Origin of the sequence: Clostridium sp. JS66 (assembly GCF_033561535.1) — a bacterium.
In the GTDB taxonomy this organism is placed as follows: Bacteria; Bacillota; Clostridia; order Clostridiales; family Clostridiaceae; genus Clostridium_AM; species Clostridium_AM carboxidivorans.
In genome coordinates this window covers 3895616-3921393 of sequence record NZ_CP131467.1, presented here as the reverse complement: position 1 = coordinate 3921393, position 25778 = coordinate 3895616, and the positions used below count along the sequence as shown (strand labels likewise).

General features: G+C 30.9%; 25 protein-coding genes. 15 read left to right on the top strand and 10 right to left on the bottom strand.

Annotated elements, in window-relative coordinates; translation table 11 throughout:
* Window positions 1-208: 208 nt before the first annotated feature.
* Together Q6H37_RS18160 and Q6H37_RS18155 are read right to left on the bottom strand one after the other, a co-directional pair.
* Window positions 209-424 (bottom strand): hypothetical protein, encoded by a 216-nt coding sequence (locus Q6H37_RS18160; RefSeq protein ID WP_318734921.1) that lies wholly within the window; start codon window positions 422-424, stop codon window positions 209-211.
* Window positions 425-1056: 632 nt separating this feature from the next.
* Window positions 1057-1380: a CC/Se motif family (seleno)protein gene (locus tag Q6H37_RS18155; protein WP_318734917.1), complete on the bottom strand. Its 324-nt coding sequence runs from the start codon at window positions 1378-1380 to the stop codon at window positions 1057-1059.
* 367 nt (window positions 1381-1747) lie between these two features.
* Here Q6H37_RS18155 and Q6H37_RS18150 point away from each other — a divergent pair, with 367 nt between their 5' ends.
* A complete protein-coding gene (locus Q6H37_RS18150) occupies window positions 1748-1924 on the top strand; it encodes a DUF1540 domain-containing protein (RefSeq protein ID WP_318734914.1) in 177 nt (58 codons plus the stop codon).
* Window positions 1925-2006: 82 nt separating this feature from the next.
* On the opposite strand, the gene Q6H37_RS18145 is transcribed toward Q6H37_RS18150, so the two are convergent.
* Entirely contained in the window at window positions 2007-2294 is a 288-nt protein-coding gene (locus Q6H37_RS18145) for a hypothetical protein (protein ID WP_318734911.1), read from the bottom strand.
* 440 nt (window positions 2295-2734) lie between these two features.
* Between Q6H37_RS18145 and Q6H37_RS18140 the strand changes: the two genes are divergently transcribed.
* Window positions 2735-4612 carry an APC family permease gene (locus Q6H37_RS18140; protein WP_318734909.1) on the top strand — a complete coding sequence of 626 codons (1878 nt, stop codon included), beginning with the start codon at window positions 2735-2737 and terminating at the stop codon, window positions 4610-4612.
* A gap of 116 nt (window positions 4613-4728) precedes the next feature.
* Here Q6H37_RS18140 and Q6H37_RS18135 read toward each other — a convergent pair whose 3' ends face one another.
* Entirely contained in the window at window positions 4729-6276 is a 1548-nt protein-coding gene (locus Q6H37_RS18135; protein ID WP_318734907.1) for a PucR family transcriptional regulator, read from the bottom strand.
* 218 nt (window positions 6277-6494) lie between these two features.
* Between Q6H37_RS18135 and Q6H37_RS18130 the strand changes: the two genes are divergently transcribed.
* The 3 genes from Q6H37_RS18130 (at window position 6495) to Q6H37_RS18120 (ending at window position 10937) form a co-directional block, all read left to right on the top strand.
* Entirely contained in the window at window positions 6495-7601 is a 1107-nt protein-coding gene (locus Q6H37_RS18130) for a uroporphyrinogen decarboxylase family protein (RefSeq protein ID WP_318734905.1), read from the top strand.
* Between the two features lie 53 nt (window positions 7602-7654).
* The gene (locus tag Q6H37_RS18125; protein ID WP_318734903.1) at window positions 7655-8836 is read left to right on the top strand and encodes an MFS transporter; all 1182 of its coding nucleotides are present in this window, start codon (window positions 7655-7657) and stop codon (window positions 8834-8836) included.
* A gap of 103 nt (window positions 8837-8939) precedes the next feature.
* Window positions 8940-10937, top strand: a complete 1998-nt coding sequence (locus Q6H37_RS18120; RefSeq protein WP_318734900.1) for an FAD-dependent oxidoreductase — start codon at window positions 8940-8942, stop codon at window positions 10935-10937.
* A 160-nt stretch (window positions 10938-11097) separates the two neighbouring features.
* On the opposite strand, the gene Q6H37_RS18115 is transcribed toward Q6H37_RS18120, so the two are convergent.
* Together Q6H37_RS18115 and Q6H37_RS18110 are read right to left on the bottom strand one after the other, a co-directional pair.
* Window positions 11098-11784 carry a cupin domain-containing protein gene (locus Q6H37_RS18115; RefSeq protein ID WP_318734897.1) on the bottom strand — a complete coding sequence of 229 codons (687 nt, stop codon included), beginning with the start codon at window positions 11782-11784 and terminating at the stop codon, window positions 11098-11100.
* Window positions 11785-11902: 118 nt separating this feature from the next.
* Window positions 11903-12028, bottom strand: coding sequence for a hypothetical protein (locus Q6H37_RS18110; RefSeq protein WP_318734894.1), 126 nt, complete (start codon window positions 12026-12028; stop codon window positions 11903-11905).
* 190 nt (window positions 12029-12218) lie between these two features.
* Between Q6H37_RS18110 and Q6H37_RS18105 the strand changes: the two genes are divergently transcribed.
* From Q6H37_RS18105 to Q6H37_RS18095, 3 genes are read left to right on the top strand one after another with little or no spacing between them, the layout of a single operon-like run.
* Complete coding sequence (locus Q6H37_RS18105; protein ID WP_318734891.1) at window positions 12219-12473, top strand: (2Fe-2S) ferredoxin domain-containing protein; 255 nt, start codon at window positions 12219-12221, stop codon at window positions 12471-12473.
* A complete protein-coding gene (locus Q6H37_RS18100; RefSeq protein ID WP_318734888.1) occupies window positions 12470-14191 on the top strand; it encodes a [Fe-Fe] hydrogenase large subunit C-terminal domain-containing protein in 1722 nt (573 codons plus the stop codon). Before Q6H37_RS18105 ends, Q6H37_RS18100 begins: the two co-directional genes overlap by 4 nt.
* On the top strand, window positions 14191-15363 hold the full coding sequence (locus tag Q6H37_RS18095; RefSeq protein WP_318734885.1) for a SpoIIE family protein phosphatase: 1173 nt from the start codon (window positions 14191-14193) through the stop codon (window positions 15361-15363). Before Q6H37_RS18100 ends, Q6H37_RS18095 begins: the two co-directional genes overlap by 1 nt.
* Before the next feature lie 467 nt (window positions 15364-15830).
* On the opposite strand, the gene Q6H37_RS18090 is transcribed toward Q6H37_RS18095, so the two are convergent.
* The gene (locus tag Q6H37_RS18090) at window positions 15831-16754 is read right to left on the bottom strand and encodes a carbon-nitrogen hydrolase family protein (protein WP_318734882.1); all 924 of its coding nucleotides are present in this window, start codon (window positions 16752-16754) and stop codon (window positions 15831-15833) included.
* A gap of 110 nt (window positions 16755-16864) precedes the next feature.
* Between Q6H37_RS18090 and Q6H37_RS18085 the strand changes: the two genes are divergently transcribed.
* Window positions 16865-18250, top strand: coding sequence for a PLP-dependent aminotransferase family protein (locus Q6H37_RS18085; protein ID WP_318734880.1), 1386 nt, complete (start codon window positions 16865-16867; stop codon window positions 18248-18250).
* Between the two features lie 97 nt (window positions 18251-18347).
* On the opposite strand, the gene Q6H37_RS18080 is transcribed toward Q6H37_RS18085, so the two are convergent.
* A complete protein-coding gene (locus Q6H37_RS18080) occupies window positions 18348-18749 on the bottom strand; it encodes a pyridoxamine 5'-phosphate oxidase family protein (RefSeq protein ID WP_318734878.1) in 402 nt (133 codons plus the stop codon).
* Between the two features lie 256 nt (window positions 18750-19005).
* On the opposite strand from Q6H37_RS18080, the gene Q6H37_RS18075 reads away from it, so the two are divergent.
* A complete protein-coding gene (locus tag Q6H37_RS18075) occupies window positions 19006-19344 on the top strand; it encodes a helix-turn-helix domain-containing protein (protein ID WP_318734876.1) in 339 nt (112 codons plus the stop codon).
* Between the two features lie 33 nt (window positions 19345-19377).
* On the opposite strand, the gene Q6H37_RS18070 is transcribed toward Q6H37_RS18075, so the two are convergent.
* Window positions 19378-20058, bottom strand: a complete 681-nt coding sequence (locus Q6H37_RS18070) for a YczE/YyaS/YitT family protein (protein WP_318734874.1) — start codon at window positions 20056-20058, stop codon at window positions 19378-19380.
* A 189-nt stretch (window positions 20059-20247) separates the two neighbouring features.
* Between Q6H37_RS18070 and Q6H37_RS18065 the strand changes: the two genes are divergently transcribed.
* From Q6H37_RS18065 to Q6H37_RS18055, 3 genes are read left to right on the top strand one after another with little or no spacing between them, the layout of a single operon-like run.
* A complete protein-coding gene (locus tag Q6H37_RS18065; protein ID WP_318734871.1) occupies window positions 20248-20670 on the top strand; it encodes a MarR family winged helix-turn-helix transcriptional regulator in 423 nt (140 codons plus the stop codon).
* 55 nt (window positions 20671-20725) lie between these two features.
* Window positions 20726-21625, top strand: coding sequence for an MBL fold metallo-hydrolase (locus Q6H37_RS18060; RefSeq protein WP_318734869.1), 900 nt, complete (start codon window positions 20726-20728; stop codon window positions 21623-21625).
* Window positions 21626-21667: 42 nt separating this feature from the next.
* Window positions 21668-22813 (top strand): universal stress protein, encoded by a 1146-nt coding sequence (locus Q6H37_RS18055; RefSeq protein WP_318734866.1) that lies wholly within the window; start codon window positions 21668-21670, stop codon window positions 22811-22813.
* 87 nt (window positions 22814-22900) lie between these two features.
* On the opposite strand, the gene Q6H37_RS18050 is transcribed toward Q6H37_RS18055, so the two are convergent.
* Window positions 22901-23248, bottom strand: coding sequence for a hypothetical protein (locus Q6H37_RS18050; RefSeq protein WP_318734862.1), 348 nt, complete (start codon window positions 23246-23248; stop codon window positions 22901-22903).
* 725 nt (window positions 23249-23973) lie between these two features.
* Here Q6H37_RS18050 and kdpF point away from each other — a divergent pair.
* Both kdpF and kdpA read left to right on the top strand, forming a co-directional pair.
* Complete coding sequence (kdpF, locus tag Q6H37_RS29595) at window positions 23974-24051, top strand: K(+)-transporting ATPase subunit F (RefSeq protein WP_084572196.1); 78 nt, start codon at window positions 23974-23976, stop codon at window positions 24049-24051.
* A gap of 27 nt (window positions 24052-24078) precedes the next feature.
* A complete protein-coding gene (gene kdpA / locus Q6H37_RS18045; protein WP_318734859.1) occupies window positions 24079-25761 on the top strand; it encodes a potassium-transporting ATPase subunit KdpA in 1683 nt (560 codons plus the stop codon).
* Window positions 25762-25778: the final 17 nt, after the last annotated feature.

Here is a 25778-nt window from a genome sequence, read left to right as displayed (position 1 = left end):
TAACTACATAATTTTGTTTTTAAAAATAGTATTCATTTTGAGATAAAAGAAATTTTATTTACTTATTGCTATAATTATTTGCTGCAACTTTTCAAGTGCTCTTTCATGTCGCTTTTTTGCAGCTGAGTATTTCATATTTTTAAGCTCTGCATATTCCTTTAAAGATTTTTACTTAAAATAGTGCCAGTATATAATTTCTCTAAAGTTGTCATGAAGAAGTTTCAAAGTTTTTGATTATAGCTTGAAGAGATGCTTCATCTCCAGCCTGGTCCTTTTTATAATAAATGCATTCAAACAACTGAATTTCTAAGAGTTTTAGCTTACGATTTAAATAACACATTAATTCTTTATTAAATAAAGAGTCATTATCTCTGGACCTTAATCTTTTTAAAAAATTTTGAAAATCAGTTTCGTAAGTAAGCATATTATTACCTCTCTTTCTTTTTTATCCTTCAATAGCTTATTTGCAATTTATCAATGAAATGTTGCATAAATAGTTTTACTTATTTTTACAGCCTTTTTCTACAATATGCTGAAAAGTTGGCATTATATGATGATTATTTGAAATTGGTAAAGAAATATAACTACTTTTAGTGTTGAGTTTTTTCTATATAGATAAATTTTATAAGAAAAATATTTAAAAAACATCCTCTTTAACATTATTTAAGTTTATATTATAATTATGACCAGCAAAGAAAAGCAGTATTTTCGTATGATAGAAGAATTCTATATACTTAAATACTGCTTTCTTAATTATAAAATTATTAAGTATTAAATAAAAAGCTTAAGGATTTATTATTTGTAACTTATTCTATGTAGACTTGTTTAGCTCGGATAAAAGAAGCTTTTTTAAAGAATCAAAATTCTAAATTATTTAGAGATTTAAGTTCAGATCCATAATAAAGAATACTACTGTAATTACAGCAGCAATTTTAGGATTAACTTCAAGTATGAACATGAATGGTATGAATATGTAGAGTACTCAAGGTATGCGAAATATGAATAACATGCAGAATATGCAAGGTATGTCTGGTATGAATGACATTGGAAATATTTTTAATATTTTTTCCTCTCGTAAGTTTTTTGTTTATATGCAAGTATACCATTTACAAGTAAAGATTTATGACCTAAAATATTACGAACCTTAATTATGATGTTTTCAATATTTTGGTTATTTACATTTTTAGGAACGTAAAGTGTGATTTCATCTTTGACAAAAAAGTTGTATCTTTCCTCGTAAGATGGTTTTCCTAATCTAACTACAGGAATAAAAACATTACCTGAGCAGCACGCACCTCTATTGACCATTTCTATATAAATATCCTGAATAGCTTTTTCACTTAGATACTCTTTAACACCACGATTAATTTCTATGTTCATAATAACACACCTTTCTTTAAAAGTTTATTACATACTAGAAGGTAGAAACTGAACGGTAATTATATGTAAAGTTACTAATTTCGTTTATTATCTCCATGACAATTCATACTTATCCCTCCAGTACGTTTTCTTTAATTAGAAAACAATTACAATTTAATTAGATTATATATTATTTATATAAAGAAATTATGAAGAAATTAAGAAATACAAAAGGTTATATTTTAAGTACAAAAAAGTTGATGAAATTTTGTAATAGTCTAGAAGTTGGAGAGTTTTGATTTACTAAAAATGTTTTTAGTATAAAAAAATATCTTTTAGAAACAATAGTAGTGTTGATTATTTTTATATATAAAAGGAGGAAGCATTTATGCAACCAGAAAAAATGAGTAGACCAAATGAAGGGGTTAAATGTGTTGTTAATAGTTGTCACTATTATATGTCTGGTGATCACTGCAGTGCAGCACAGATAGAAGTTCAACCTAGAAATGCAAGAGATACACAAGAAACGGACTGTGCAACATTTATGCCAGAAAATCAAGCATAGCTTTATTTTTACATGTTTACACCCAATTAAAAAAACATTTGAACCATCCTGAAGTTTAGGATGATTCAAATGTTTTTTTAATTTACACTAAATCCTTGTTATCAATATCAGCATTTTTATTGTCACAACAATTACTTTTTTTATTGCTGCCAATCATCATTGGTATCATAAAAATCATCATCAATGGACATAAAAATGGTGTAAATTTTCCAATTACAATGCTGGCACTAGGGCTAAGCCTTGATATAGCTGGCAATAATCCTACCAAAATTAGAGGTAAGCCACAGCAAATAACCATGTGGAGCATATGTTTTAATGGGCTATCATTATGAGAATTTTGTTTATTTTTACTATTTCCATGACAATTCATACTTATCCCTCCAGTAAATTTTCTTTAATTAATAAAATGATTATACATTAATGAAATTATATAATATTCATATAAAGAAGTTATGAAGAAATTTTTAAAATAAGCTGAAATATGAAGATAAATATGAATAGTCTATAAATGATTTAAATTGTATCAAAACATGATTTTGATGATAGAATTACCATTTGAATATCCGAAAAAAAATAAGAGCTGATTATCAAATTATTTAATTGAAAAAGTATGTTTTATCATGTATATTTGTAAGTGAGCGTTTTTTTAGTTTTAAAGGTGAAAATGTAATGTATTGTAATAAAAAGTTAAAACTAAAAAACATGACAGCGGGGAAATTTATGTTTGTGTAAATATTAATTATATTAATATATTTATTATATTCATTCTTTTAAAGATTGAACGAAAGAGAACATAAGGAGAGAAACTAAATGCTTAAGAAATTTTTAGATGTTTTATTTGGAGAACCTTTAGCTAATGAGCAAGGAAAACATGAAAAGTATAATATTCCTTTTGGATTAGCAATTATGGCCAGTGATGCAATATCATCTGTTGCCTATGGTGCACAGGAAATTCTTTTCGTATTAATAGTTTTAGGTGCATCTGCATATCAATGGTTAACATGGACATCCTTTATGATTATAGGACTGCTCATAATACTTACCATTGCATATATTCAAATTATAAGAGCTTATCCTCAAGGTGGAGGAGCTTATAAGGTAGCAAAGGAAAATATAGGAGACAAGGCTGGCTTGTCTGCAGGTGCAGGACTTATAATTAGTTATATACTTACTGTTGCAGTTAGTGCTAGTGCAGGTGCAGATGCTATTATTTCAGCATTTGTGGGCCTAGCAGAATATAAAGTTATTTTTGTTGTGGCTATAATTATAGTTTTGACTATTTTAAATTTAAGAGGAATAAGTGAATCTTCAAAAATTTTTGCTATACCTACTTATATTTTTATATTTAGTATGATTTTTATGATTGTATACGGTTTATTCAAGTATTTTGTACTAAATATACATCCACAACCTATGTTTTCTGTTCCTGCAGGGACCACAGAAAATTTATCAATATTTCTTGTTTTGAGAGCTTTTTCTTCAGGTTGTTCTGCATTAACAGGAGTAGAAGCAGTAAGTAACTCTGTTCCAAACTTTCAGGAACCTAGCCAAAAAAGCGCGAAGACTGTTATGTTATTGTTAGCAGCTTTAATATTTTTCATATTTGGTGGTACTTCAGTACTTGCTATATTTTACACAGCTGTACCAATTGCCAATGGTCCTACAGTTGTTTCGCAAATAGCTTTTGGGGTTTTCCATAATGGAATAATGTATTATGTAATACAATTTAGTACTGCTGTAATTTTACTTATGGCATGTAACACAGCATATACAGGTTTTCCAATGCTCATGTACATAGTTGGAAAAGACGGCTTTGCTCCAAGACAATTTACTATTAGAGGTAAAAGACTTAGTTTTTCCGTTGGAATTTGTGCTTTATCATTTATAGCTTGTGTTTTAGTTACTATATTTAAAGCAGATACCCATAGACTGATTCCATTATATGCAATTGGCGTATTTATATCTTTTACTTTAGGTCAATTTGGTATGGTAAATCACTGGAGAAAAGAGAGAGGCAAAGGTTGGATAAAACGTGCTATTATCAATGGATGTGGTGCTTTTGTTACCTTACTTACAACTATAATAATTTTAGTTGAAAAATTTAGTGAAGGTGCATTTATAGTTGCCATTCTAATTCCAATGATAATTTTAGTTCAGATGAGAATTAAACATCATTATAATAAGGTTGCTAATGGTTTAAGTATAAGTCAGATAAATTTAAAGAAATTAAATTTAAGGATAAAATATACTCATACTGTAATAGTTCCAATTGCCAGCTTAAACAAGGCTGTAATTGGTGCACTTAAGTATGCACAAAGCATAAGTGACAATGTTATTGCTCTTAACATTTCAACAGATATGGAAGCAATGGAAAAATTAAAACAAAGATGGAGTGAGCTAGATACAGATATTACTCTTATTGCTAAATATTCACCTTATAGAGCTGTAATTACTCCTCTTTTGCAAAATATAGTGTCAATTGCAGATAAAGCAGTTGAAAATGAAAAAGTAACAGTAATTGTACCGCAGTTTATTACTCACGGACAGTTTGGTAAGGTTTTACATAACCATACAAGCTTCTTTATTAGAGAAACGTTACTTAAAAACAATAATATAATTGTGTCTACATTCCCTTATCATTTATCAGATGAGGAAATGGCTGAGGCAAATAAAAAAATAAAAAAATAATATAAAAATGGAGCTGTTGCATTAAGAAATTTACATACAATATGTTGTGTGATTTATTTTTAGTGCGGCAGCTCCATTATTTTAATAGATTATTAAAGCTTTTCAAATTCAATTTTTTATAATTTAAGGTATCCTAGTAATTCTAGAATTCGAAAGGAAAGATTAATATGAAATACAGTATTACTATTATTTAAATCAATTTGAAGAATATCTTGAATTTTTTTAAGTCGGTACTTCATAGTATTGTAGTGTACATTCATAAAATTTGATGTCTTTTGCATATCAAAATTATTTTTAATATAATTATAAAGACTTAGCGTATAGGAAGTTCCATTTTCCTTATCTCTGTTAATTAATTGTAATATTAAGGGATCACAAAATTCTTCAAGATTTTCTTTGGAAGAACAGGTATCAAATAAATGATAAACAGCATAGTCATTATAGAAGTAAGGAGTGTCCTCTTTGTCTAATTTATATCCTAATTCAGCAGCTTTCACTGATTGCATATGAAATTTTGGAATTTCCATTAAGTTTTCAAAACATCGGCTGATGCCTGCAGTAAGCTTGTTATCTGATAATAATTGAGTAAATGAATTAAATATAGTAGTGTCTATCACTGGTTCATTACCAGTTTTTTTATCAATAAGTGTAATTATATGATCAGCATATATCACTGTATGATAATGATAAAAGAAGCTGCTGATTAGTCCCTTCATATGATAAAGTTTGGTGGTTAAATCGGGAACAGGACTTCTAATATAAAAACTGATAACGTAATAGTATGGATATTTTAATTGATTTTTTATTTCTTCAATAGAAATTTCTGAAATCATTCTTCCTTTTAATAGATCTATTAGTAATGTTTCAATAGGAGATTTAGGAATAAAAAAACTATATCTACTTTTTTCTATTGCAAGTGCCAGAACGCTGCAAATTTCAGGGATAATTGTTATATCACTTTGGGTGATTTCCTTGTTATATTGAAGTATTTTAAGGTAGGCAATTACAGTGCCATTTAAACGTATTCTTGCTAGTATCTGTTTATGTTTCAAAGAGCCAATTTCCCACATAATATCTGAATCTATAGTGTTTTTTATTGTCAAATTAAAATTTCGTTGATTTATGTATTTTAAAGGTATATGTCCAGTTGTAATACATTCCTTCCATAGGGGCTCGTCTATATTGTCATTAAATCCTGAGTAATCGATCAAATGTAAGAATGAATCTGTTAAAAGCAGTGGGTTTTCCAGCATTTCCATACAAGTATCCAAAAGTTGTTTGGTATTATCACCTTTACATAAAGCCTTAAACAATTTTTCAGAGCAAACCGCTTGCATCTCATGAAATGAAAATAAATCCTGTAATTCATTAAAAATTTTTGAACTGATTACATTTTCATTAATTAAAATGTAATTTATCATAGTATTATTCTTCAAATATTTAGGTATGTCCACATCTGATAAAAACAGTAAATTTGTGGGACTATCTAAAGAAATATCTGATGATAGGTTTGAAACACTTCCCAAATAAATGGTATCTGAATTTAATGAAAAATCATTACAATCAAGAAATTTACAGCGTTTCACATATAAATCATATTTAATTCTAAAAACAGGGCTATATTTTAGTAATTTATTAACAATTTCACTCATTAGAACTAACATTATTTACCCTCCATAAAATTAATTATAGTTCATTGGTATGGACTTAACAAGATTGAAATTTTCAGAATTTTTCATATGATTGTAAATATTTACAATAAACCATTGATATCTTTTCAATATATGACGATGTAAAAATATTCTGACTTTGATAGCATTGATATAGGAAGAATTATCAATAGTCAATTAGTATATTAATTTTTGGAGGTGCAATTATTAGTATGAAAAGTAATGAAGAATTGTATAATGAACATTTGGAAAGAATCAAAAAAAATATTGCAATGGAAAAAACAGATAAAACACCTATTATGCTTCATGCAGGAGCATTTTTGCTTAGGTATGCAGGAGGAAAACTGTCTGAGCTTGTAACAGACAACTTGTCAGCAGAAGAAAAGGTAGTAAATTCACTTAAATCCATAGGTGATATAGATTGTGTTATTGGTCCAACTGGTTATCCACCAATAAATGGTGCAATTCAACTTTCTCATACAAAGGTACCTGGGCGTGAGCTCAAGGATGATGTACAGTGGCAGATAGATGAACGTGGTGAGATGACTGAAGAAGATTATGACATTGTTATTGATAAGGGCTGGAATTACTTTTTTACGGATTACTGTAAAAGGAATCTGGGAAATGCATTAGAAGAAATGAATTACTATGGGACTATTGCTGGTAAGGTTAGAAAAAAATATATAGATGCAGGTTGTGTAATATTAACTCCTGTAATGGCAGGTACACCATTTGCTGCTTTTAGTGGAGGTCGATCTATACCAAAGTTAATGAGAGATTTACACAAGATACCAGATAAGCTTCAAGCAGCATGTGATGCAGCTATGGTGGATAGGTTAAATAATTTAAGGAAGCAAATACGTGATCAAAAACCACTTGCTGTATTTTTAGGAGGAGGCCGTGGAGCAGGGGACTTTTTATCTATGAAAAATTTTGATCGCTTTATGTGGAGATATATGAAACAGATAATTGATGTAATTATTGAGGAAGGATCTAATATTTATCTTCATTTAGATTTAGACTGGGGTCGTTTTTTAGACTATTTTCTTGATGTGCCTAAGGGGAGAGCTATTTTTCATCCTGACAGTTCAACTGATATTTTTAAAGCTAAACAGGTTCTTGGCGGACATATGGCTTTCATGGGAGATGTATCTCCATCACTTTTATCATTAGGTACACCAGAGGAGGTATATGCTTACAGTAAAAGGCTTGTAGATGAATTTTCACCTCAAGGATTCTTTATGGCTGCAGGCTGCTGTGCACCACCTAACTCAAAGCCTGAAAATATTAAAGCTATGCTTGCAGCTGCAAAAGAATAGTTAGCTTTAATTTATGAAAACTTGTAAATACAATTATTAAATGGAGGGAAATTATGGCGGAGAAAAAGTATGGTTTTGTAGAGAAGGCAGCGGTTTTATCAATAGCTCTACTGATGTATACAACAAGTGTTACTACACCTGCACTGGGAGAAATAGCAAAAGCATTCCCTGGTGTGAGCCAGGAAGTAGTAAAACAGATTGCTGCTTTACCATCTTTGATGATGGTAATATTTTCATTGGTAGCTGGACAGCTTGAGCGCTTTATTAGTAAGAAGAAAATACTATATATTGCCATGTTACTTCAATTTGTTGGAGGCATCCTTCCCGCGTTTGCAAATAATATGACATTTATTCTTATTATGAGGGGCATCTTTGGTGCTGGTTATGGCCTTTTATTTCCACTTTCTACACCAATTCTTGCAGATATGTTCCAAGGGAATGAATTTAAAAGCCTTATGGGCTATAAATCTGCAATAGGAGCTTTGGCTGGAGTAGTATTTCAGATGATGGGAGGAGTTTTGGCTGCAATAAGCTGGAGATACGCTTTTTTAGGATTTCTTCTTATGATACCAATTTGTTTTCTTATCATATTTAAAGTACCAGATATTAAAAACAAAAAAATATCAGAAGGTGCTCCAAGTGGTAAGTTAACTCCAAAAACCTATATTCTTTCATTTTTAAATGCTTTATTAAATATCTTACAATTCACATTCATGACAAATGTAGCCATGGTAATGACAGCAGGAAAAATAGGAAGTGCTCCTGAAGCTGGATTTGTACTTACTGTATTTACAGGAGGAGCTTTTGTTGCAGGCATGATGTATGGAAAAGTATTCAATATGTTTAAAAGGTTTACCATTGCAATTGCTGTTGGTCTGATAGGAGCTTCATTTTTAATTTTGATAAATGTAAGTACTTATTCAATGTATATTTTTGCAGGTATTATCTTTGGCATAGGCTATGGAATATACAATCCAGATTTTGGTGTTAAATTAGTAGCTTCTGCGGATAAGTCTGCTTCTGCACGTGCTTTTTCCATATATGTTGCCTTAATGGGATTAGGGCAGTTTGTATCTCCTATAGTTTTAGCTTTTATAACCAATATGTTTGGGCTTAAAGGTCCAAAAGCGGCCTGGTTTATAGCTGCACCATGTATTTTAACTGCTTCTGTAGTCATGTTCCTTATAATAGCTTTTACAAAACCCAAAAATGTAGCTGCTTCGATAAGTAAATAAATTTAGCTTGATATTTAAAGAGATGAAATAAATACTCTCTCTTGGATTTATATAAATGTATTGTCCATAAATTTTCATAGTACTTAATTAAGGAGGCTTATATATGACTTATAAATACAAAAAGTTATTTCAATGTGTAAAAATTGGAAGTATTGAAATTAAAAATCGTTTTGCCATGGCACCTATGGGGCCTCAAGGGCTTGGGGATGCAGAAGGGGCATTTAATCAAAGAGGTCTAGACTACTATGTAGCTCGTGCTCGTGGAGGTACTGGTCTTATTATAACTGGTGTAACCTTTGTAGAAAATGAGGTTGAATCTCATGAAATGCCTGGTGTTCCCTGTTCCACATATAATCCAGTTCATTTTGTAAGAACTGCCAGTGAAATGACAGAACGAATACATGCATATGATTCCAAGGTTTTTTTGCAGATGAGTGCGGGATTTGGAAGAGTGGCTCCACCAGCAAATGAAAATGTGCCACCAATAGCTCCTTCTCCTATTCAAAATCGATGGGTGGATGTAACTTGTAGGGAGATTAGCAAAGATGAAATACATCATATTGTTAAGATGTTTGGGGAAGGAGCAGTAAATGCAAAACGTGCAGGCTTTGATGGTGTTCAAATTCATGCAGTGCACGAAGGTTATCTACTGGATCAGTTTGCTATTTCCTTTTTTAATCATCGTACTGATGAATATGGTGGATGTCTTGAAAATCGTTTGCGTTTTGCACGTGAAGTTGTTGAAGAAATAAAAAAGCGTTGTGGAGATGATTTTCCTGTTATACTTCGTTACAGTCCTAAGAGCTTTATAAAAGACTGGCGAGAGGGAGCACTGCCAGGTGAAGAATTTGAAGAAAAGGGTAAAGATATTCCAGAAGGAATAGAAGCAGGAAAGTTACTTGTACAATATGGGTATGATGCATTGGATGTGGATGTAGGATGTTATGATTCATGGTGGTGGAATCATCCGCCTATGTATCAAAAGAAGGGATTATATATTCCATATGCAAAAATAATGAAAGAAGCAGTAAATGTTCCAATAATATGCGCAGGACGTATGGATAATCCTGATATTGCACTTTCTGCTTTAGAGGATGGTGCTTGCGATATGATAGGACTTGGAAGACCACTTCTTGCAGATCCTGATTATGTAAATAAATTGCGATTAGATAAAACTGCGTTGATACGACCATGTCTTTCATGTCATGAAGGATGTTTAGGGCGTATGGTAAAGAGTGGATCTCTCAACTGTGCTGTTAACCCTGAAGCTTGTCGAGAAGGTGTTAATTTTCTTATTCCAGCACTTAAGTCAAAAAAAGTGTTGATAGTAGGGGGCGGCGTAGCAGGATGTGAAGCTGCAAGAGTTCTTAAATTACGCGGACATGAACCAGTAATCTATGAAAAAACCGAAAGACTTGGAGGAAACTTAATTCCAGGAGGAGTTCCTGATTTTAAAGAAGATGACAGGGCACTTATTAAATGGTATGAAAATACTTTAAAAGATTTGAATGTGGATATAAAACTCAATACTGAAGTTACACCAGAAATTGTGAAAAATAGCAAAGTAGATGTTGTAATAATAGCTACAGGTTCAAAACCTAAAGTCTTTGATTTAGGAGATAATAGTAAAGTATTTAATGCTGCAGATGTGCTTTGTGGAAAAAAACAGGCAGGAGATAAAGTTGTAGTTTTAGGTGGAGGTCTTGTTGGTTGTGAAACAGCTCTTTATTTAAAGAAAATGGGTAAAGAAGTTACCATTGTTGAAGCTATGGATAGTTTGCTTGCTTTAAATGGACCAAGTTGTTTCGCTAATTTTGGAATGCTTATGGCTCTTATTAAATACAATCACATTAATGTTCTAACTTCATCAAAGGTTCTAAAGACTACTGATAAAGGTGTTCTTGTAAATATAGAAGGTAGTTATGAAAGAGAAATCGAAGCAGATTCAGTAGTCCTTGCTGTAGGATATGATTCCAATAAAGAACTTTATGATTCACTTAAATATGAAGTTCAAGATATACGGTTTTTAGGTGATGCAAGAAAGGTTTCTAATATTATGTATGCTATTTGGGATGCTTATGAAGTTGCATCAAGGCTATGATATATAAATATTTAATAACTCAACTTTTTTTCAGAGGACAATTGACAGAGAACAGAGGACAATGAAGGTGAGTTTTCCTCCTTACGTCAGAAAACTAATTTATTTTTAAAGCTTGTTTTGCTAATGCAAAACAAGCTTTAAGTTTATATTAGTGGATACTTTAATCTCCAGCAGCTTGAGAATCTGCCTTAGTTTTGTGAAGTGTACCATGTGGGTGTTGAGGTGGTGCATAAATAGAATATAATTTAATAGGTCCCTTTCCTGTATTGATTACATTATGCCATGTACCAGCAGGCACAAATATTGCAAAACCATCGTGAACTTTCATTTGAAAATCCAAGTGTTTTTTGCTGTTACCCATTTTTACAATTCCTTGACCTTCTTCAATACGTAAGAATTGATCAACATCAGGGTGAACTTCCAATCCTATGTCATCTCCTGGATCTATACTCATTAAAGTGAGTTGGTAGTGTTTTCCTGTCCATAGAGTACTACGATAATAGTTATTTTCCTTAGTAGCCTCCTCAATATTAATTGCAAATGGTTCTGGACCATAATCCTTTGACTGAGCTGGAGCTTCATCCTTTGAAGGTTTCGAAGAATTGGATTTTAAATTACTGTTTATAGGCGAATTAGGGTAATTAGGCTTTAAATTGCTATTCATGTTATTTTTCATATTATTAGCAAAAGGAACATATCTGTTGTCAGTATTTTGATTTGAAAAGCCTGGAGCATACATAGGCATATTCATCATACAAGGACATTGATACATTCTATAAGCATTAAGCATATATCTTTGTGGGTTAACAAAATAAGAAGATGGATATGTTTGGTAAGGATTATACATATAATTCATTCCTTTCATAGGCTTATAAAATTATTATATGTTTTATGATAGTAAAGTGTGATTAAACTGCTTAATACTTATAAAAAAATCAACCTTGTATACAAATAGTAATTCAAATTTACTTATTGATTGTAATTGCAGAATTACTTACATTTTTATCTAAGGTAAATGGTTGTTTAGCATTAGAGGTATTTTCTGCTGAAAAACCATTTGTAGATTTAATAGCTATATTTTTAAAATCCAAGTTTTTAACAGCTAATAGGGTTTTATATATAAATTAACATAGGATTTTTTTATTTTTTGTTGTAAAATTGTATTATAATGTGATTAAAATTTAACAAAAAATATACCTGTATATGTAGTTAATAATTGACGAAAATTATAGTGTATAATATTTTCGACATTAAATTTTAAAATTTTTGGAGAGTGATATTGTGGTAACTATTAGTGTTTGTGTAGGAAGTGCTTGTCATTTAAAAGGATCTTATAAGGTTATAAATAGTTTGCAAAAATTAATTTCACAATATAAATTAGAAGCTTCAGTTGAATTAAAAGGAGCCTTTTGTCTTGGTCATTGTACGGAAGGGGTTTCAGTAAAAATTGATGAGGAAGAAAAAATATATTCAGTTAATGAAAAAAATGTGGAGCAGTTTTTTGATGAAGAGGTTACTAGGAGGACAAAACAATGAAATATATGAATTTTTCCAGTGCTAATTGTAAAAATTGCTACAAGTGTTTACGATCCTGTCCTGTGAAAGCTATAAAATTCAAAAATCAACAAGCAGAAATTGTAGAGGATAGATGTATTGCATGCAGTCACTGCCTGGCAATATGTCCTCAAAAGGCAAGACATATAGTAAGTGATTTGGAAAGACTTAAAGAGGCTATAAATTCAGGAAAAAAAGTAATAGCAACTATTGCACCTTCCTTTGCAGGGGTTTTTGACGTAGACCCTGGCAGGTTTGTAAGTGTACTCAGAAAATTAGGCTTTTTTCATATAGAAGAAACTGCTTCAGGAGCAGATGTAGTTTCAGAGTTGTACAGACAGTATATGAAAGAAGAAAAGTTGGACAACTATATATCAACAGCATGTCCTTCAGCTAACTATATAATTGAAAAGTACTTTCCTAAGCTAATTAAATACATGATCCCAACAGTATCCCCTATGATTGCACATGGAAAGGTGTTAAGAAAGATTTATGGAGAAGACAGCTTCATAGTATTTATTGGACCTTGTATGGGGAAAAAAATAGAGTCTGAAAGCTTCATAAATAAGGATGTTTTAGATGCAGTAATAACTTTTGAAGAACTTACAGATTGGGTAGAAGGTTTAAATATGGATATACAGGGTTTAGAACCGGATGAATTTGACAGAAATTCCTTTAAGGATGGAAGAAAATATCCCTTGTTTAAAGGTATAGTAAGTTGCGTAAGTGATGTTATTCAAGATAAAAAACTAGAAGTCATATCTGTAAGTGGTACAGAAGAATGTATGGAGTTATTTAAGAGCATTGAAAAGGGAGAAATTACTAGTGCTTTTATTGAAGCTAGTGCTTGTAAAGGGAGCTGCATTGGCGGACCAGGTATGATAAATAATGAAAAAGGTTATTACAAGAGAGTTCAAAAGGTTAAAAATTATATAAATAAAAATATCTCTATTGGTGAACAAAAATTGGACATAGATGAGGATATAGACTTTTCCAGATCCTTTATAGATAAGAGTATTGAAAAAAGTGCAGCTTCAGAAAAAGAAATAGAAAAGATACTGATGGAAATGGGAAAATACAGTGTTGAAGATGAATTGAATTGTGGAGTATGCGGTTACAATACTTGTAGAGAAAAGGCTCAAGCTATATTTGAAGGTATGGCAGAATCCAATATGTGTCTTCACTATATGAGAAATAGAGCTGAAAGTATAAGAAATGTTATATTTGAAAACATCGTAAACTGTATTATACTTCTAGATGGAGAAATGAGAATTAAAGATATTAATCCTGCTGCAGAAAAGGCATTTACAGTTAAGGCTGAAAATATAGTAAATAAACCAATAGCCTTGATTATGGATGACGAGGATTTTAGATGTGTAAAGGAAACAGGAAAGGATATACTAGGCAAAAAAGTATCCTTCCCAAGTTATAATTTGGATTTCATAGAAACGGTGAGATATATTGAAAAACAGGACATAGTGATGATAGCCTTGGTGAATATTACAGAGGAAGAAAAAAATAAAAGAAAGCTTGTGAAGCTTAAAGAAAATACCATAAATACAGCACAGGAAGTAATAGAAAAACAGATGCGTGTGGCACAGGAAATAGCAAGTTTACTAGGTGAGACTACAGCAGAAACTAAAATTGCATTGACTAAGTTGAAAAAAGTAGTAGAAGAAGAAAAAGGGTGTGATAGTTAATGGATTTTTTTATAGAAGTAGCTCATGGCACTTTAATAAAGCATGGAGAAGAACTGCCAGGAGATATGGTGAATGTGGTAAGGTTAGAGGATTGTACAATAATAGTGCTGGCAGATGGACTTGGAAGCGGCGTTAAGGCTAATATTTTGGCCACTTTAACTTCTAAAATTGCAGGTACTATGCTTAAAGAAGGTGCCAATATATATGAAACAGTGGATACCATAGCTAACACTCTTCCAGTATGTAAGGTTAGAAACATTGCATATTCTACTTTTACCATAATCAAGATTTATAATAATGGACAAGCATATATTGCAGAATATGATAATCCACCTTTTTTTGCTATGAGAAATGGCGAAAGTATGGAAATAAGTAAAAAGAAATCTATTATAAATGGTAAAGTTATAAAGGAAAGTAATTTGGTCTTGCAGGAAGATGATGTGCTTACTGTAGTAAGTGATGGAGTAATACATGCAGGACTTGGAGAGATATTAAACTTAGGTTGGCAGTGGAAGGATGTAGAAGCTTACCTTAAAAAGAGAACTGGCAGCAATCTAAATGTGCAAGTTGTAGCTAAAGATTTACTTGAAGCATGCTGGAATTTGTACTGCTGTAAACCAGGGGATGATACTACTGTTGTTTCTATTAAGGTGAGAAAACCATCTTTTGTAAATTTGTTTACAGGACCTCCTAAAGATAAGGAAATGGATAGTGTTGTCATAAGGAATTTTATGGATAGTCCAGGTAAAAAGGTCATATGTGGAGGAACTGCTGCCAACATTGCAGAAAGAGAACTTGGTAAAAAGCTTAAAGTTAATTTGGACTTTTTTAATAAGGATGTTCCTCCTACGGCTACCATGGATGGAATAGATTTAATAACAGAAGGTGTTTTGACCTTAAGCATGGTTATAGAAAAAATAAAAAAGTATCTGGACCCTTCCTTTGAAGATAGGGGATTTATAGATTGTGATGGAAAGGATGGAGTATCTTCTTTAGTTAAAATTCTCATGGAAGATTGTACTCATTTAAATTTATGGGTAGGAATGGCTGTAAATCCAGCACACCAAAATCCTGATTTTCCTGTGGATTTGAGCATAAAGCTGAAATTAGTAGGGGAATTGTATAATCAGATGAAAGCTTTAGGAAAAAAAGTGCACATAAATTATATATAAAAATGGATGAACAGTTTAAAAATAATGCGACACAAAGGTGCAGTGGAAGTTTGGATTTTAACTTTCATTCCGTGATATATGATAAGGGTGTCATCACGGCTAAATGTTTTAATTATTCTAAAGCTCAAAATTTTTGAAAGCCTAAGAACTTTGTCAAACTCGGTTCCCTCAGACAGGACTAAAGTTCTAAGGCTTTCAAAAATTTTGAGCTAAGAATAATACTAAAACAATTTAGCTAATGTGATGACACCCTTATCATATATCACTGCATAAAAGTTAAAATTCAAACTAGTAACTTCAAGTGTATGCAAATAATTAAATTTTAGGCATTAGACTTCCTTAATGAACGGTTGGCTTTTATACACCATATATTCAATGCGGACTCCACCTAAAAAGTTGTGCTGCAATGTACTTATATTAACTCAAAATTCTATGTATGAAAGTTTACTTAAATAAAACAGATTTTTTTAGTTTTCATGAATAACAAGTTCTAGAACATCTGGGCGTGAATAATGGCCTGTGACATCAAATTCCATGCGGCTAAGAGGAACTTGTTCCATATCGATATCTACATAAATAATTTCTTCTTTATCCCATACAGGTTGTTTAACATAATGTCCAAATGGGTCCACAATGCAGCTGCCGCCAGTAAGAACACCCTCTGGCAATTTTGCTATTTCATCTGGACAATGGAAAATATCAGGATACATATCTTTTGTTACATATTGATTTACATTGATTACATAACAGTGTCCTTCTATTGCTATATGGCGTATTGTAGTTTGCCATTCTTCATTGTTATTTGTATTAGGAGCAAGATAAAGTGTAACTCCCTTCATATAAAGAGCTGCATGTGCCAAAGGCATATAATTTTCCCAACAAATCAAGCTGCACATGGTTCCCCATGGAGTATCAATGACAGGAAAGGCACCTTCATAACCATCTCCCCAGATGAAGCGTTCTGCACCAGTTGGCTTTAATTTGCGATGTTTGCTAACAAGCTTTCCTTCTGGTGAGAAAATCAGATTGGTGCAGTAAAGAGTGCAAGTATTGATATCTCTTTCTGTGATACCAATACTTACATAAGCATTTGCCTCACCAGCTGCTTTGGCAATACGGTTTGTATCAGCACTTGGTACAATGACAGAGTTATCATAATAAACTTTCCAATCCTTTCTGCCTTCTTCAGTACGACTGCCTACAGTAAAGCCAAAGGTCATTCCATATGGATAACAAGGAATAAAAGATTCAGGAAAAACAATTAAATTGGCACCTTGTTTTCCAGCTTCAAGAATTTCCTGAACAACTTTATCAATAGTTGCATCCTTATTAAACATAACAGGTGATGCTTGTACAAGAGCAACTTTACAATTCTTTTCTAATTGTTTCATAGCAATGCCTCCTCTGTATTTTTATACGATTTATATTTTGATTATATTATAGTATAATTGCAGTATCAATTTATAAAACTTCAATCTGTTATAGTACAAAATCAAGGAGGATGTTTAAATTGCTAAAGTATCAGCTAATTGTTAAATATATTAAAAGTGAAATTTCAAACGGAAATTTACAAGCAAAGAAAAAACTGCCTTCACTGAGAAGGATATCAGAATTATTTGAATGTAGTATTGGTACAGTTTTAAAAGCTTATACTGAACTTGAAAAGGAACATATAGTTTATTCCTTATCGAAAAGTGGGTATTATGTATTGGAAAGCGATCTTTTTAATAGTAATTCACAGGATAATCCTTTAATTGATTTTTCATCAGGATCTCCAGATATTGAGTCTTTGCCTTATAAAAAATTTCAACATTGCTTGAATAATGCCATAGAACTGTATAAAGAAAATTTGTTTACATATTCTAATCCAAGGGGATTAAATTCATTAATACAGATTTTAACTAGTCATCTAGAGGAATATCAAGTGTTTACCAAGCCTGAAAATATTGTTATAACCACAGGTTCTCAACAAGCACTAAACATTTTAACAAATATGCCATTTCCCAATGGAAACTCTAAGGTTTTAGTGGAACAGCCAACTTACTATGGAATGATTAGAGCACTAGAATTGAATAATATTCCCAGCGTGGGAATTGAAAGAGGCTTTAATGGTATAAATCTTGAAGAACTAGAAAAACTGTTTAAATACGGCAACATTAAATTTTTTTATACCATTCCTAGATTTCACAATCCAACGGGGAATTCATATAGCAGACAGGAAAAAGAGGCAATTGCAAAAATGGCTGAAAAATATAATGTATATATTCTTGAAGATGATATTATGGCCGATTTAGAAACGGACAAGAAATCTGATCCAATATTTGCTTATGACACTTCTTCAAAGGTAATTTATTTAAAAAGTTATTCTAAAGTTCTTATGCCTGGTTTAAGAATTGCAGCAACTATATTGCCTAAACTACTCATAAATACTTTCCTGGAATATAAAAAATGGTTAGATATGAATAGCCCAATATTGTCTCAAGGTGCTTTAGAAGTTTATTTAAAAAGCGGTATGCTTGATAAACACAGAAAGAAAATAAGCAAGTTGTATTCAGATAGAATGAGCTGCTTAAAAAACACTCTTTCGTCACTTAAACAATCTAAAATACAATACAATGTCCCTAAATCAGGATATTTTGCTTGCATTTATGCAGATAGTAAGTTGCAATATGACAAAATAATAAGTACATTATCCAATAAAAATATACAATTGCTAGATACAAGGGCTTGTTTTTTAAGAGAATATAGAACTGATAATTATTTTAGAATTAGCATAAGTAAAACAAATGAAGAAAAAATTAAAAAAGGTATTCCCATAGTACTAGATACTATACAAAAATATTTAACTTATGACACTGACAATTTTGATTCTTATCCTAAAATATGAATTTTTTTATTAATTAAGTATTATGAGAGTTACACTAATTATTAGAAGTTAAGAAATTACATTATATCATGGCTATGATATAATGTAATTTGCCAAATTAAAGAGTATATTCTGCAGGTGGATTACCAGAAAAATCAGCTATAACAGCTTTTGCATTTGCAAGATAGAATACTTCAAATATTGGATTATCAGCAGTTTGATACTGACCCTTTACAATAGGATTATTCATGCAATCTTCTTTTACAGACATATTGTTTTCAAACACAACTTTACCATTTAGACGAATCCATGCATAGGAAGGACTAGAAACAGAAATTTCAATGTAAGGATTTTCCTTCATATCTTTATAAACATCTTTAGTACTATTAGTGCAGAACCACAGTTTACCATCCTTTTCAAGACAAAACATGAAAGGACGACATTTTGCCTTTCCATCACGGCCCACTGTTGCAAGATACTGTACTGGATTTTCACTTAAAAACTTTACTACTTCATTCATATTTAATATCTCCTCGTTATATTTCAGTTATTTATATAGGAATTACCTTCATTAACGTTAATAATTTTAAATTCATTGATTTTTGCCGGCTACAATTATATAATAAATTCCATAGTATACTTTTGCAAGTAAGCACTTTGAAGTAATATAAGTACCTATAGGTAACTATTTAGTTATTACAAGGCTTTCAAGCATAATTTGTTATTAGTAGGTAGTAAGTACAGCTGTCTAATATGAAAAAAGGAAGTGAAATTTTATGAAAAAAGAATTACCTGCTTGTCCTGTTGAAACTACTCTTTTACTCATTGGTGAAAAGTGGAAGGTGTTAATATTAAGAGACCTTATGGAGGGTACTAGACGTTTTGGTGAGTTAAAGAAATCAATAGGTACCATAAGTCAAAAGATGTTAACTCAGCAGTTAAGAGAGATGGAAGATGATGGATTAGTTAGCCGAAAAGCTTATGCTGAAGTCCCACCAAGAGTTGAATACTCACTTACAGAAGACGGGGTTAGTCTAAAGCCTATACTTGACTCCATGTGGGCTTGGGGTGAACAATATAAAGAAAAGATAAAAGGAAAATTAGATTTATACTAAAAAATAAATTGAGAGGAGTTAAAAGCAATTAGGTTATGCACTCTGATTGCTTTCAGAATTTTTATTTATACATATAGCATTTCTAGATTTAAAATATTGAAAAATAGCGCTATATATTTTTGTGATATTTCCTACAAGTACAGCACAAATTATTGTCCCTTCACGTACTCCTTTTATACTCCCAAAAGTAAAAAGTGAAATTATTATTGCAATTATACATAGGGTGGAATCAAGAGCAATTTTTATATTTCCAAATTTTTTGCTGAATTTATTGGAAATAGCTTTTACAACACCTTCTCCTGGATTTATAATTACATTGGCAATAACCTGTAAATACACTCCTAAGGCAAGAAGAAAACAGCCTGAAAGCAAAACAAGTATTTTTACTAAATAAGCAGTAGGATTTACAAATTCAAAAATGCTCATTCCTAAATCAACGAAAAAACCAAAAAATGGACCTACCAATAATTGAAGATATTGTTCCTTGGGAAAATCTTTTCTTAAAACAATTATTTCCACAAGAAAAAATAGAATACTCAATAAAAAAGTAAATTGTCCAACGGTAAGAGGAAATATCATAGAAAGTACATAGGGCAAACTGTTAATGGGGGAGGTTCCTAAACCTGATTTTGAGGTTAAGCTTATTCCTAAACCCATAAAAAATAAACCAGATATGAATATAAAATATCTTATAATTATTTTAAGCTTTGACATTAGCAATGCCTCCTAATTAAAAATTTTACCTATAATAATAGTTTCGTATGCAACTATTATTATAATGTTCTATTATGTTAGTGTCAATATTTAGTAGGATTTACTCCTATTATTAGGGTATAATTGACATGAAAGTTTTGTTACTTTAAAATTAAAGTTGCATACAAAACTGAAATTAGGAGAACTATTATGAAAAATTTATCAAAATATATTTCTGTGACACACAGGCGTGCACAAATATTTTATACAGAACAACTTGAAAAAATAGGAATTAGCAGTGGACAATTTATGTATATAGTTTGTATTTGTAAAAATCCAGGTTACACTCAGGATGAATTATCTCAACAATTGATTATAGATAAGAGTACTGTAGCAAAGGTTTTATCTCAGCTTGAAGTAAATGGCTTTATTACTAAAATTACAAATTCAAATGATAGACGTGCATTTAATATTTTTCCTACAGATAAGGCACTCACTATCTATCCCAAAATATTAGAAATAAAAGACCAGTGGCATCGCAAAATAACAGAAGGTTTAAGTGATATAGAATGTGATGTTTTTCAAAAGCTAATGGAAAAGGTTATGGAAAATAGCATTAAAAATTGCAAATAAATAAAATTTGAGGTAATCTAACTATAATATTACTTGCTGCAAAGGAGAAATTTAATTGGAGATATTAAAAGTTAAAGGAAATACTTATTGCATTGATACTGGAATGACTTACATACCCTTTTATAAAATTAGTGATGAAGAAATTATTATGCTGGATACAGGTTGGAAAAATGGAGAGCGTGAAGGTATAGAGGAAGTTTTGGAAAGCAATAATTTTAAGGTTAGAGCTATTTTAAACAGTCATGCTCATATAGATCATATTGGAAACAATACATATTTAAAAAATAAATATAATTGTATAATTGCTATGTCTGCTTATGAAGCAAATATTTGCAGTTCTGAGGTCAATCTTAAGGTTTATTATGGAAGTCAAACCTTGAAGGAAGTAAAAGAACACTTTGGACATATGGTTTGTAAAACAGATATCAGCATAGCTGAAGATCAAGATAATGTATCAATATGTGGGGTTAATTTTAAAATTTTTCATACACCTGGCCACAGTCCTGCACATATATGTATTATAACACCTGATGATGTTGCATATATGGGGGATTCTCTTATAAGCTATGAAGTAATGAGAGGAGCAAAGATGCCTTATGCTTACATATTAAGTGAAGACATGAAAAGCAAGGCAAAGCTTTATGACTTAAATTACAGTAAATATGTGGTGGCACATAAAGGAATGTATGATAATATTAAAAAACTAATAAGCGATAACATTGATTTTTATGAAAGTAGGGCAATGAGAGTATATGAAGTAATAGATAAAGCTATGACTATAGAAGATATTATGAAAGTTGTCATTAAAAGATTTCATATCAATATAAATGATGTATATAAATATTACGTTATAGAAAGAATGTTAAAATCCTATGTGGATTATTTATATGAAATAGAAAAGCTTAATTTAATTATGGAAGATGGATTTCTTAAATATATAAAAAATGAAAACTAACATTAAAAACAAAAATTATAGTTATTTTAGGGGTTGAAGTAAATGAAGAATGATTATAAGAGGACTACTCCAGAAGAAGCATTAAGGAAGTTAAGGGAGGAAGGACGAGGAAGTTTAAAAATATATATAGGTTATGCCCCAGGTGTAGGAAAGACCTATGCTATGCTCAATGATGCCAATAGCAGGCTTGACAAAGGAGAAAAGATAATAATTGGTTATTTAGAGTCTCATCAGAGAAAAGAAACAGAAAGTCAAATAGGTAATCTGGAAGCTGTGCCTAGAAAGAGTATTGAGTATAACAATGTAGTAATGGAAGAAATGGATACGGAGGCTATAATAGCAAGAAAACCAGATACTGTGCTCATAGATGAGTTGGCACATACCAATGTACCAGGATCTAGAAATAAAAAAAGATACGAAGATGTTGAAGAAATTTTAAGTCAAGGAATAAATGTGGTTTCTACATTGAATATTCAACATCTAGAAAGTCTTAATGATGTAATAAGGCAAATTACAGGTATTACTGTGAGGGAAACTATACCAGATAAAATTATAGAAAAAGCAGATGAGGTAGTAGTAATAGATATTGCACCAGCAGCTCTACAAAATAGACTTAAAGGAGGATATGTATACAAAAATGAAAATATTGCTAGAGCTCTTAAAAACTTTTTTAGATTAGGCAATTTAAATGCGCTTAGGGAAATTGCTCTCCGTCAAACTGCCGAAGAAGTTGATGAAGATCTTGAGGAATATAGAAAAGAACATGGAATTAAAGAACACTGGCATGTGATAGAAAGGGTAATGGTGTGCATAAGTCCTAGTCCAACATCTAAAAAACTTATCCGAAGAGGTGCTAGGATAGCAAAGAGATTTAAATGTGAATGGATTGTGGTTAATATAAATAGTAAAAGAATTTTTGCACCAAAAATCACTGAAAAAGATGAAGCCACCTTAGAGGGCCATTTTAAATTAGCAAGGCAGCTAGGTGCAGAAGTTGTAAATTTGACTGGAAAGAGCATATCAAAGGAATTAGCTCAATTTGCAACTCAAAGATATATAACACAGATTATTATTGGACATAGTACAAGAACAAAACTAGAAACTCTATTAAGAGGTTCCACGGTTACAAGACTACTGAAGCATACAAGAGATATAGAAGTTCATGTTATACCAAATGATTTAACATAAAAAAAGGGATTGTTTCACTAAGAATAAATATTATTGTATATTTATTCTTAATGAAACAATCCCTTTTTAGATAAAACCTGTAGATAGCTAATGTCTATTGAATACAAGGCTTCCTTTGCTTGAAAAATTTGAAAATGAAATTCTTGTTCCTTCTACTTTCCCATTTATATGTTTATTATTGAATAAGCAAGAAAAGGAATTATTAGGTATAAGTATTATTTTGTTATCTTCAATTGAATATTTACCGTATACACTTTCTTCATCTTTACCAAAGGTATTTACTAGAACGAAATTGTTATCTTTTTTTAACTCTAAGATTATAGAAGTGCTTGTCTGACAAAAATATTTACCAGAGTAAGGATTTGAGTGACAATCACTAGATAATAAAAATGCTAATAGGATTATTATAATTATAGATAGTGTTAAACCTTTCATTTATTTAATACCCCTTTCCATTATGTTAAGTAATTTACAATTAGTAATTATAATATCTTTGGTAAGTTAATTAAAATTCCATGAGAAAATAATTAAAATGTTATCCATGATGTGAGATGTAATTAGGATTAAATAAATAGTTAATTCTAATATTTTTTTGATTTTAATAATTATTATATTAGAATAGGCAAATTGCCTAAAATGTAAAAGTTGAGCAATTAATAAAAACCATGTATATAAAGGGAAGTGTTTTCCCAATTTATACATGGTTTTTTATAAAACTTTTATATATTTTGCATCAATACTTTCTACATGAACTAAAAATCAGAATATTGAAATATATTAAAATAATAAACATAATCATTTTATTCCTTTTTCCGTTTATTGTCAATGGGGAATAATAAGGTTAAATTGAGAGAACACTAAAAACTACTAAGAATTATAGGTATATTTTGCTTAAATTGTTCCTAATAAATTGGAGTTTTTTAAATTAAGATTAATATTAAATTTTAAATTTTACGTTAATGAAAGTATAATCTGGATATGCATTGGGGGTGAATGTATTAAAAATTAGTATTTTAATAGATAAAGGAGGTTGCCAAGTATGTTGGATATTATATTTGTTGCAGCACTATTTATAGGTTTTATAGCCTTGAAGTTTTTTATTGAATGGTGTGATAGGCAAATTGAAAATAAGAAGGATTAATATGTGGAGGAATTAAAAAATGTGGATACTAATTATAATAACTATTTTACTATTTGTGTATTTATGCTATGCACTCTTTAACCCTGAAAAATTTTAAAAATATTAGTTTTAGGAGGAAACTTTAATGGAAGTATTACAAATAATAATACCTTTGGTGATATTTGTGCTTTTAGTAGTTCCTATGGGTAAATATCTCTATAAGGTGAGTACAAGAGAAAAAGCTTTTGGTGATGGTTTCTTTGATATAATAGACAATTTTATTTATAAGATTTGTAGAATAGACAAGTCCGAAGAAATGACCTGGAAGCAATATATAATTTCTATTATTGTAGTTAACGGTGTAATGACACTTTTAGCTTATATAATTTTGAGAACACAAGGAAGTCTTATTTTAAATCCAAATAAAATTCCAGGAATGGAACAATCACTTACTTTTAATACAGTTATAAGTTTTATGACAAATACTAATTTGCAGGATTACAGTGGAGAATCAGGATTATCTCATTTAAGTCAAATGCTTGTCATTATATTTATGATGTTTACTTCTGCTGCTACTGGCTTTGCTGCAGCACTGGCATTTATTAGAGGAATTATTGGAAGGCAAAAGACTCTTGGTAATTTTTTTGTAGATTTAACTAGAGTTATAACTAGAGTTCTTCTTCCTCTATCAGTTATAGTCACTTTGTTACTAGTAGCTCAAGGAGTACCACAAACTATTTCTGGCACTCACACCATAACTACTATAGAAGGTAAACTTCAAGACATAGCCTTAGGTCCAGTTGCAGCGCTTGAAGCAATAAAGCATTTAGGTACAAATGGTGGAGGTTTCTTTGGTGCTAATTCAGCTCATCCCTTTGAAAATCCAACACCTATATCAAATTTAATTGAATTATTGTCAATGATGATTCTTCCAGGAGCTATAGTTTATACTTTTGGATTGATGTTAAAGAATAAGAAACAGGGCTGGACAATATTTGCAGCTATGAGCATATTGTTTTTACTTGTGCTTCCAGTTTGCTACTTAGCAGAAAAAGCAGGAAATCCAATTTTGGCACATATAGGCCTTAATCAGTTTATGGGAAATATGGAAGGTAAAGAAGTTAGATTTGGTATACCCCAGTCGTCACTATTTACAACTGTAACTACAGCTTTTACAACAGGAACTGTAAATAATATGCATGATTCTCTAATGCCTTTAGGTGGGTTAGTACCATTATTTAATATGATGTTGAATGTAGTATTTGGTGGAAAAGGTGTAGGTTTTATGAATATGATTATGTATGCCATATTAACAGTGTTTTTATGTGGACTTATGGTAGGCAGAACACCAGAATTTTTGTCAAAGAAGTTAGAGGGAAAAGAAATCAAGTTAATTGCATTAGCAATTATAATACATCCTTTTTTAATACTCATGTTTTCGGCACTAGCTTTAATTGTTCCTCAAGGATTAGCTGGTATATCAAACCCTGGTTTTCATGGGCTAACTCAAGTAGTTTATCAGTTTACATCTTCTGCAGCCAATAATGGATCTGGATTTGAAGGGTTATCGGACAATACAATGTTTTGGAATACTACAGCAGGAATAGTAATGTTTCTTGGAAGATATTTGTCCATGATAATTCTTATTGCTGTGGCAGGGTCTTTAGCTTCTAAGAAAGCTATACCAGTAACTGCTGGTACCTTTAAAACTGATAATGCCATGTTTTCAATAACTTTAGTGGTTATTGTTTTGATAATTGGTGCATTGACATTCTTACCAGCCATTGCTCTTGGTCCAGTAGCAGAGCACTTGACACTTATACATTAAATTCAAAGGTAAGATAA

Excerpts from the sequence above, each read along its gene's own strand:
- Q6H37_RS18160 (WP_318734921.1), bottom strand. The coding sequence starts at position 424 with ATGCTTACTTACGAAACTGATTTTCAAAATTTTTTAAAAAGATTAAGG.
- Q6H37_RS18155 (WP_318734917.1), bottom strand. The coding sequence starts at position 1,380 with ATGAACATAGAAATTAATCGTGGTGTTAAAGAGTATCTAAGTGAAAAA.
- Q6H37_RS18150 (WP_318734914.1), top strand. The coding sequence starts at position 1,748 with ATGCAACCAGAAAAAATGAGTAGACCAAATGAAGGGGTTAAATGTGTT.
- Q6H37_RS18145 (WP_318734911.1), bottom strand. The coding sequence starts at position 2,294 with ATGAATTGTCATGGAAATAGTAAAAATAAACAAAATTCTCATAATGAT.
- Q6H37_RS18140 (WP_318734909.1), top strand. The coding sequence starts at position 2,735 with ATGCTTAAGAAATTTTTAGATGTTTTATTTGGAGAACCTTTAGCTAAT.
- Q6H37_RS18135 (WP_318734907.1), bottom strand. The coding sequence starts at position 6,276 with ATGTTAGTTCTAATGAGTGAAATTGTTAATAAATTACTAAAATATAGC.
- Q6H37_RS18130 (WP_318734905.1), top strand. The coding sequence starts at position 6,495 with ATGAAAAGTAATGAAGAATTGTATAATGAACATTTGGAAAGAATCAAA.
- Q6H37_RS18125 (WP_318734903.1), top strand. The coding sequence starts at position 7,655 with ATGGCGGAGAAAAAGTATGGTTTTGTAGAGAAGGCAGCGGTTTTATCA.
- Q6H37_RS18120 (WP_318734900.1), top strand. The coding sequence starts at position 8,940 with ATGACTTATAAATACAAAAAGTTATTTCAATGTGTAAAAATTGGAAGT.
- Q6H37_RS18115 (WP_318734897.1), bottom strand. The coding sequence starts at position 11,784 with ATGTATAATCCTTACCAAACATATCCATCTTCTTATTTTGTTAACCCA.
- Q6H37_RS18100 (WP_318734888.1), top strand. The coding sequence starts at position 12,470 with ATGAAATATATGAATTTTTCCAGTGCTAATTGTAAAAATTGCTACAAG.
- Q6H37_RS18095 (WP_318734885.1), top strand. The coding sequence starts at position 14,191 with ATGGATTTTTTTATAGAAGTAGCTCATGGCACTTTAATAAAGCATGGA.
- Q6H37_RS18090 (WP_318734882.1), bottom strand. The coding sequence starts at position 16,754 with ATGAAACAATTAGAAAAGAATTGTAAAGTTGCTCTTGTACAAGCATCA.
- Q6H37_RS18085 (WP_318734880.1), top strand. The coding sequence starts at position 16,865 with ATGTTTAAATTGCTAAAGTATCAGCTAATTGTTAAATATATTAAAAGT.
- Q6H37_RS18080 (WP_318734878.1), bottom strand. The coding sequence starts at position 18,749 with ATGAATGAAGTAGTAAAGTTTTTAAGTGAAAATCCAGTACAGTATCTT.
- Q6H37_RS18075 (WP_318734876.1), top strand. The coding sequence starts at position 19,006 with ATGAAAAAAGAATTACCTGCTTGTCCTGTTGAAACTACTCTTTTACTC.
- Q6H37_RS18070 (WP_318734874.1), bottom strand. The coding sequence starts at position 20,058 with ATGTCAAAGCTTAAAATAATTATAAGATATTTTATATTCATATCTGGT.
- Q6H37_RS18065 (WP_318734871.1), top strand. The coding sequence starts at position 20,248 with ATGAAAAATTTATCAAAATATATTTCTGTGACACACAGGCGTGCACAA.
- Q6H37_RS18055 (WP_318734866.1), top strand. The coding sequence starts at position 21,668 with ATGAAGAATGATTATAAGAGGACTACTCCAGAAGAAGCATTAAGGAAG.
- Q6H37_RS18050 (WP_318734862.1), bottom strand. The coding sequence starts at position 23,248 with ATGAAAGGTTTAACACTATCTATAATTATAATAATCCTATTAGCATTT.
- kdpF (WP_084572196.1), top strand. The coding sequence starts at position 23,974 with ATGTGGATACTAATTATAATAACTATTTTACTATTTGTGTATTTATGC.
- kdpA (WP_318734859.1), top strand. The coding sequence starts at position 24,079 with ATGGAAGTATTACAAATAATAATACCTTTGGTGATATTTGTGCTTTTA.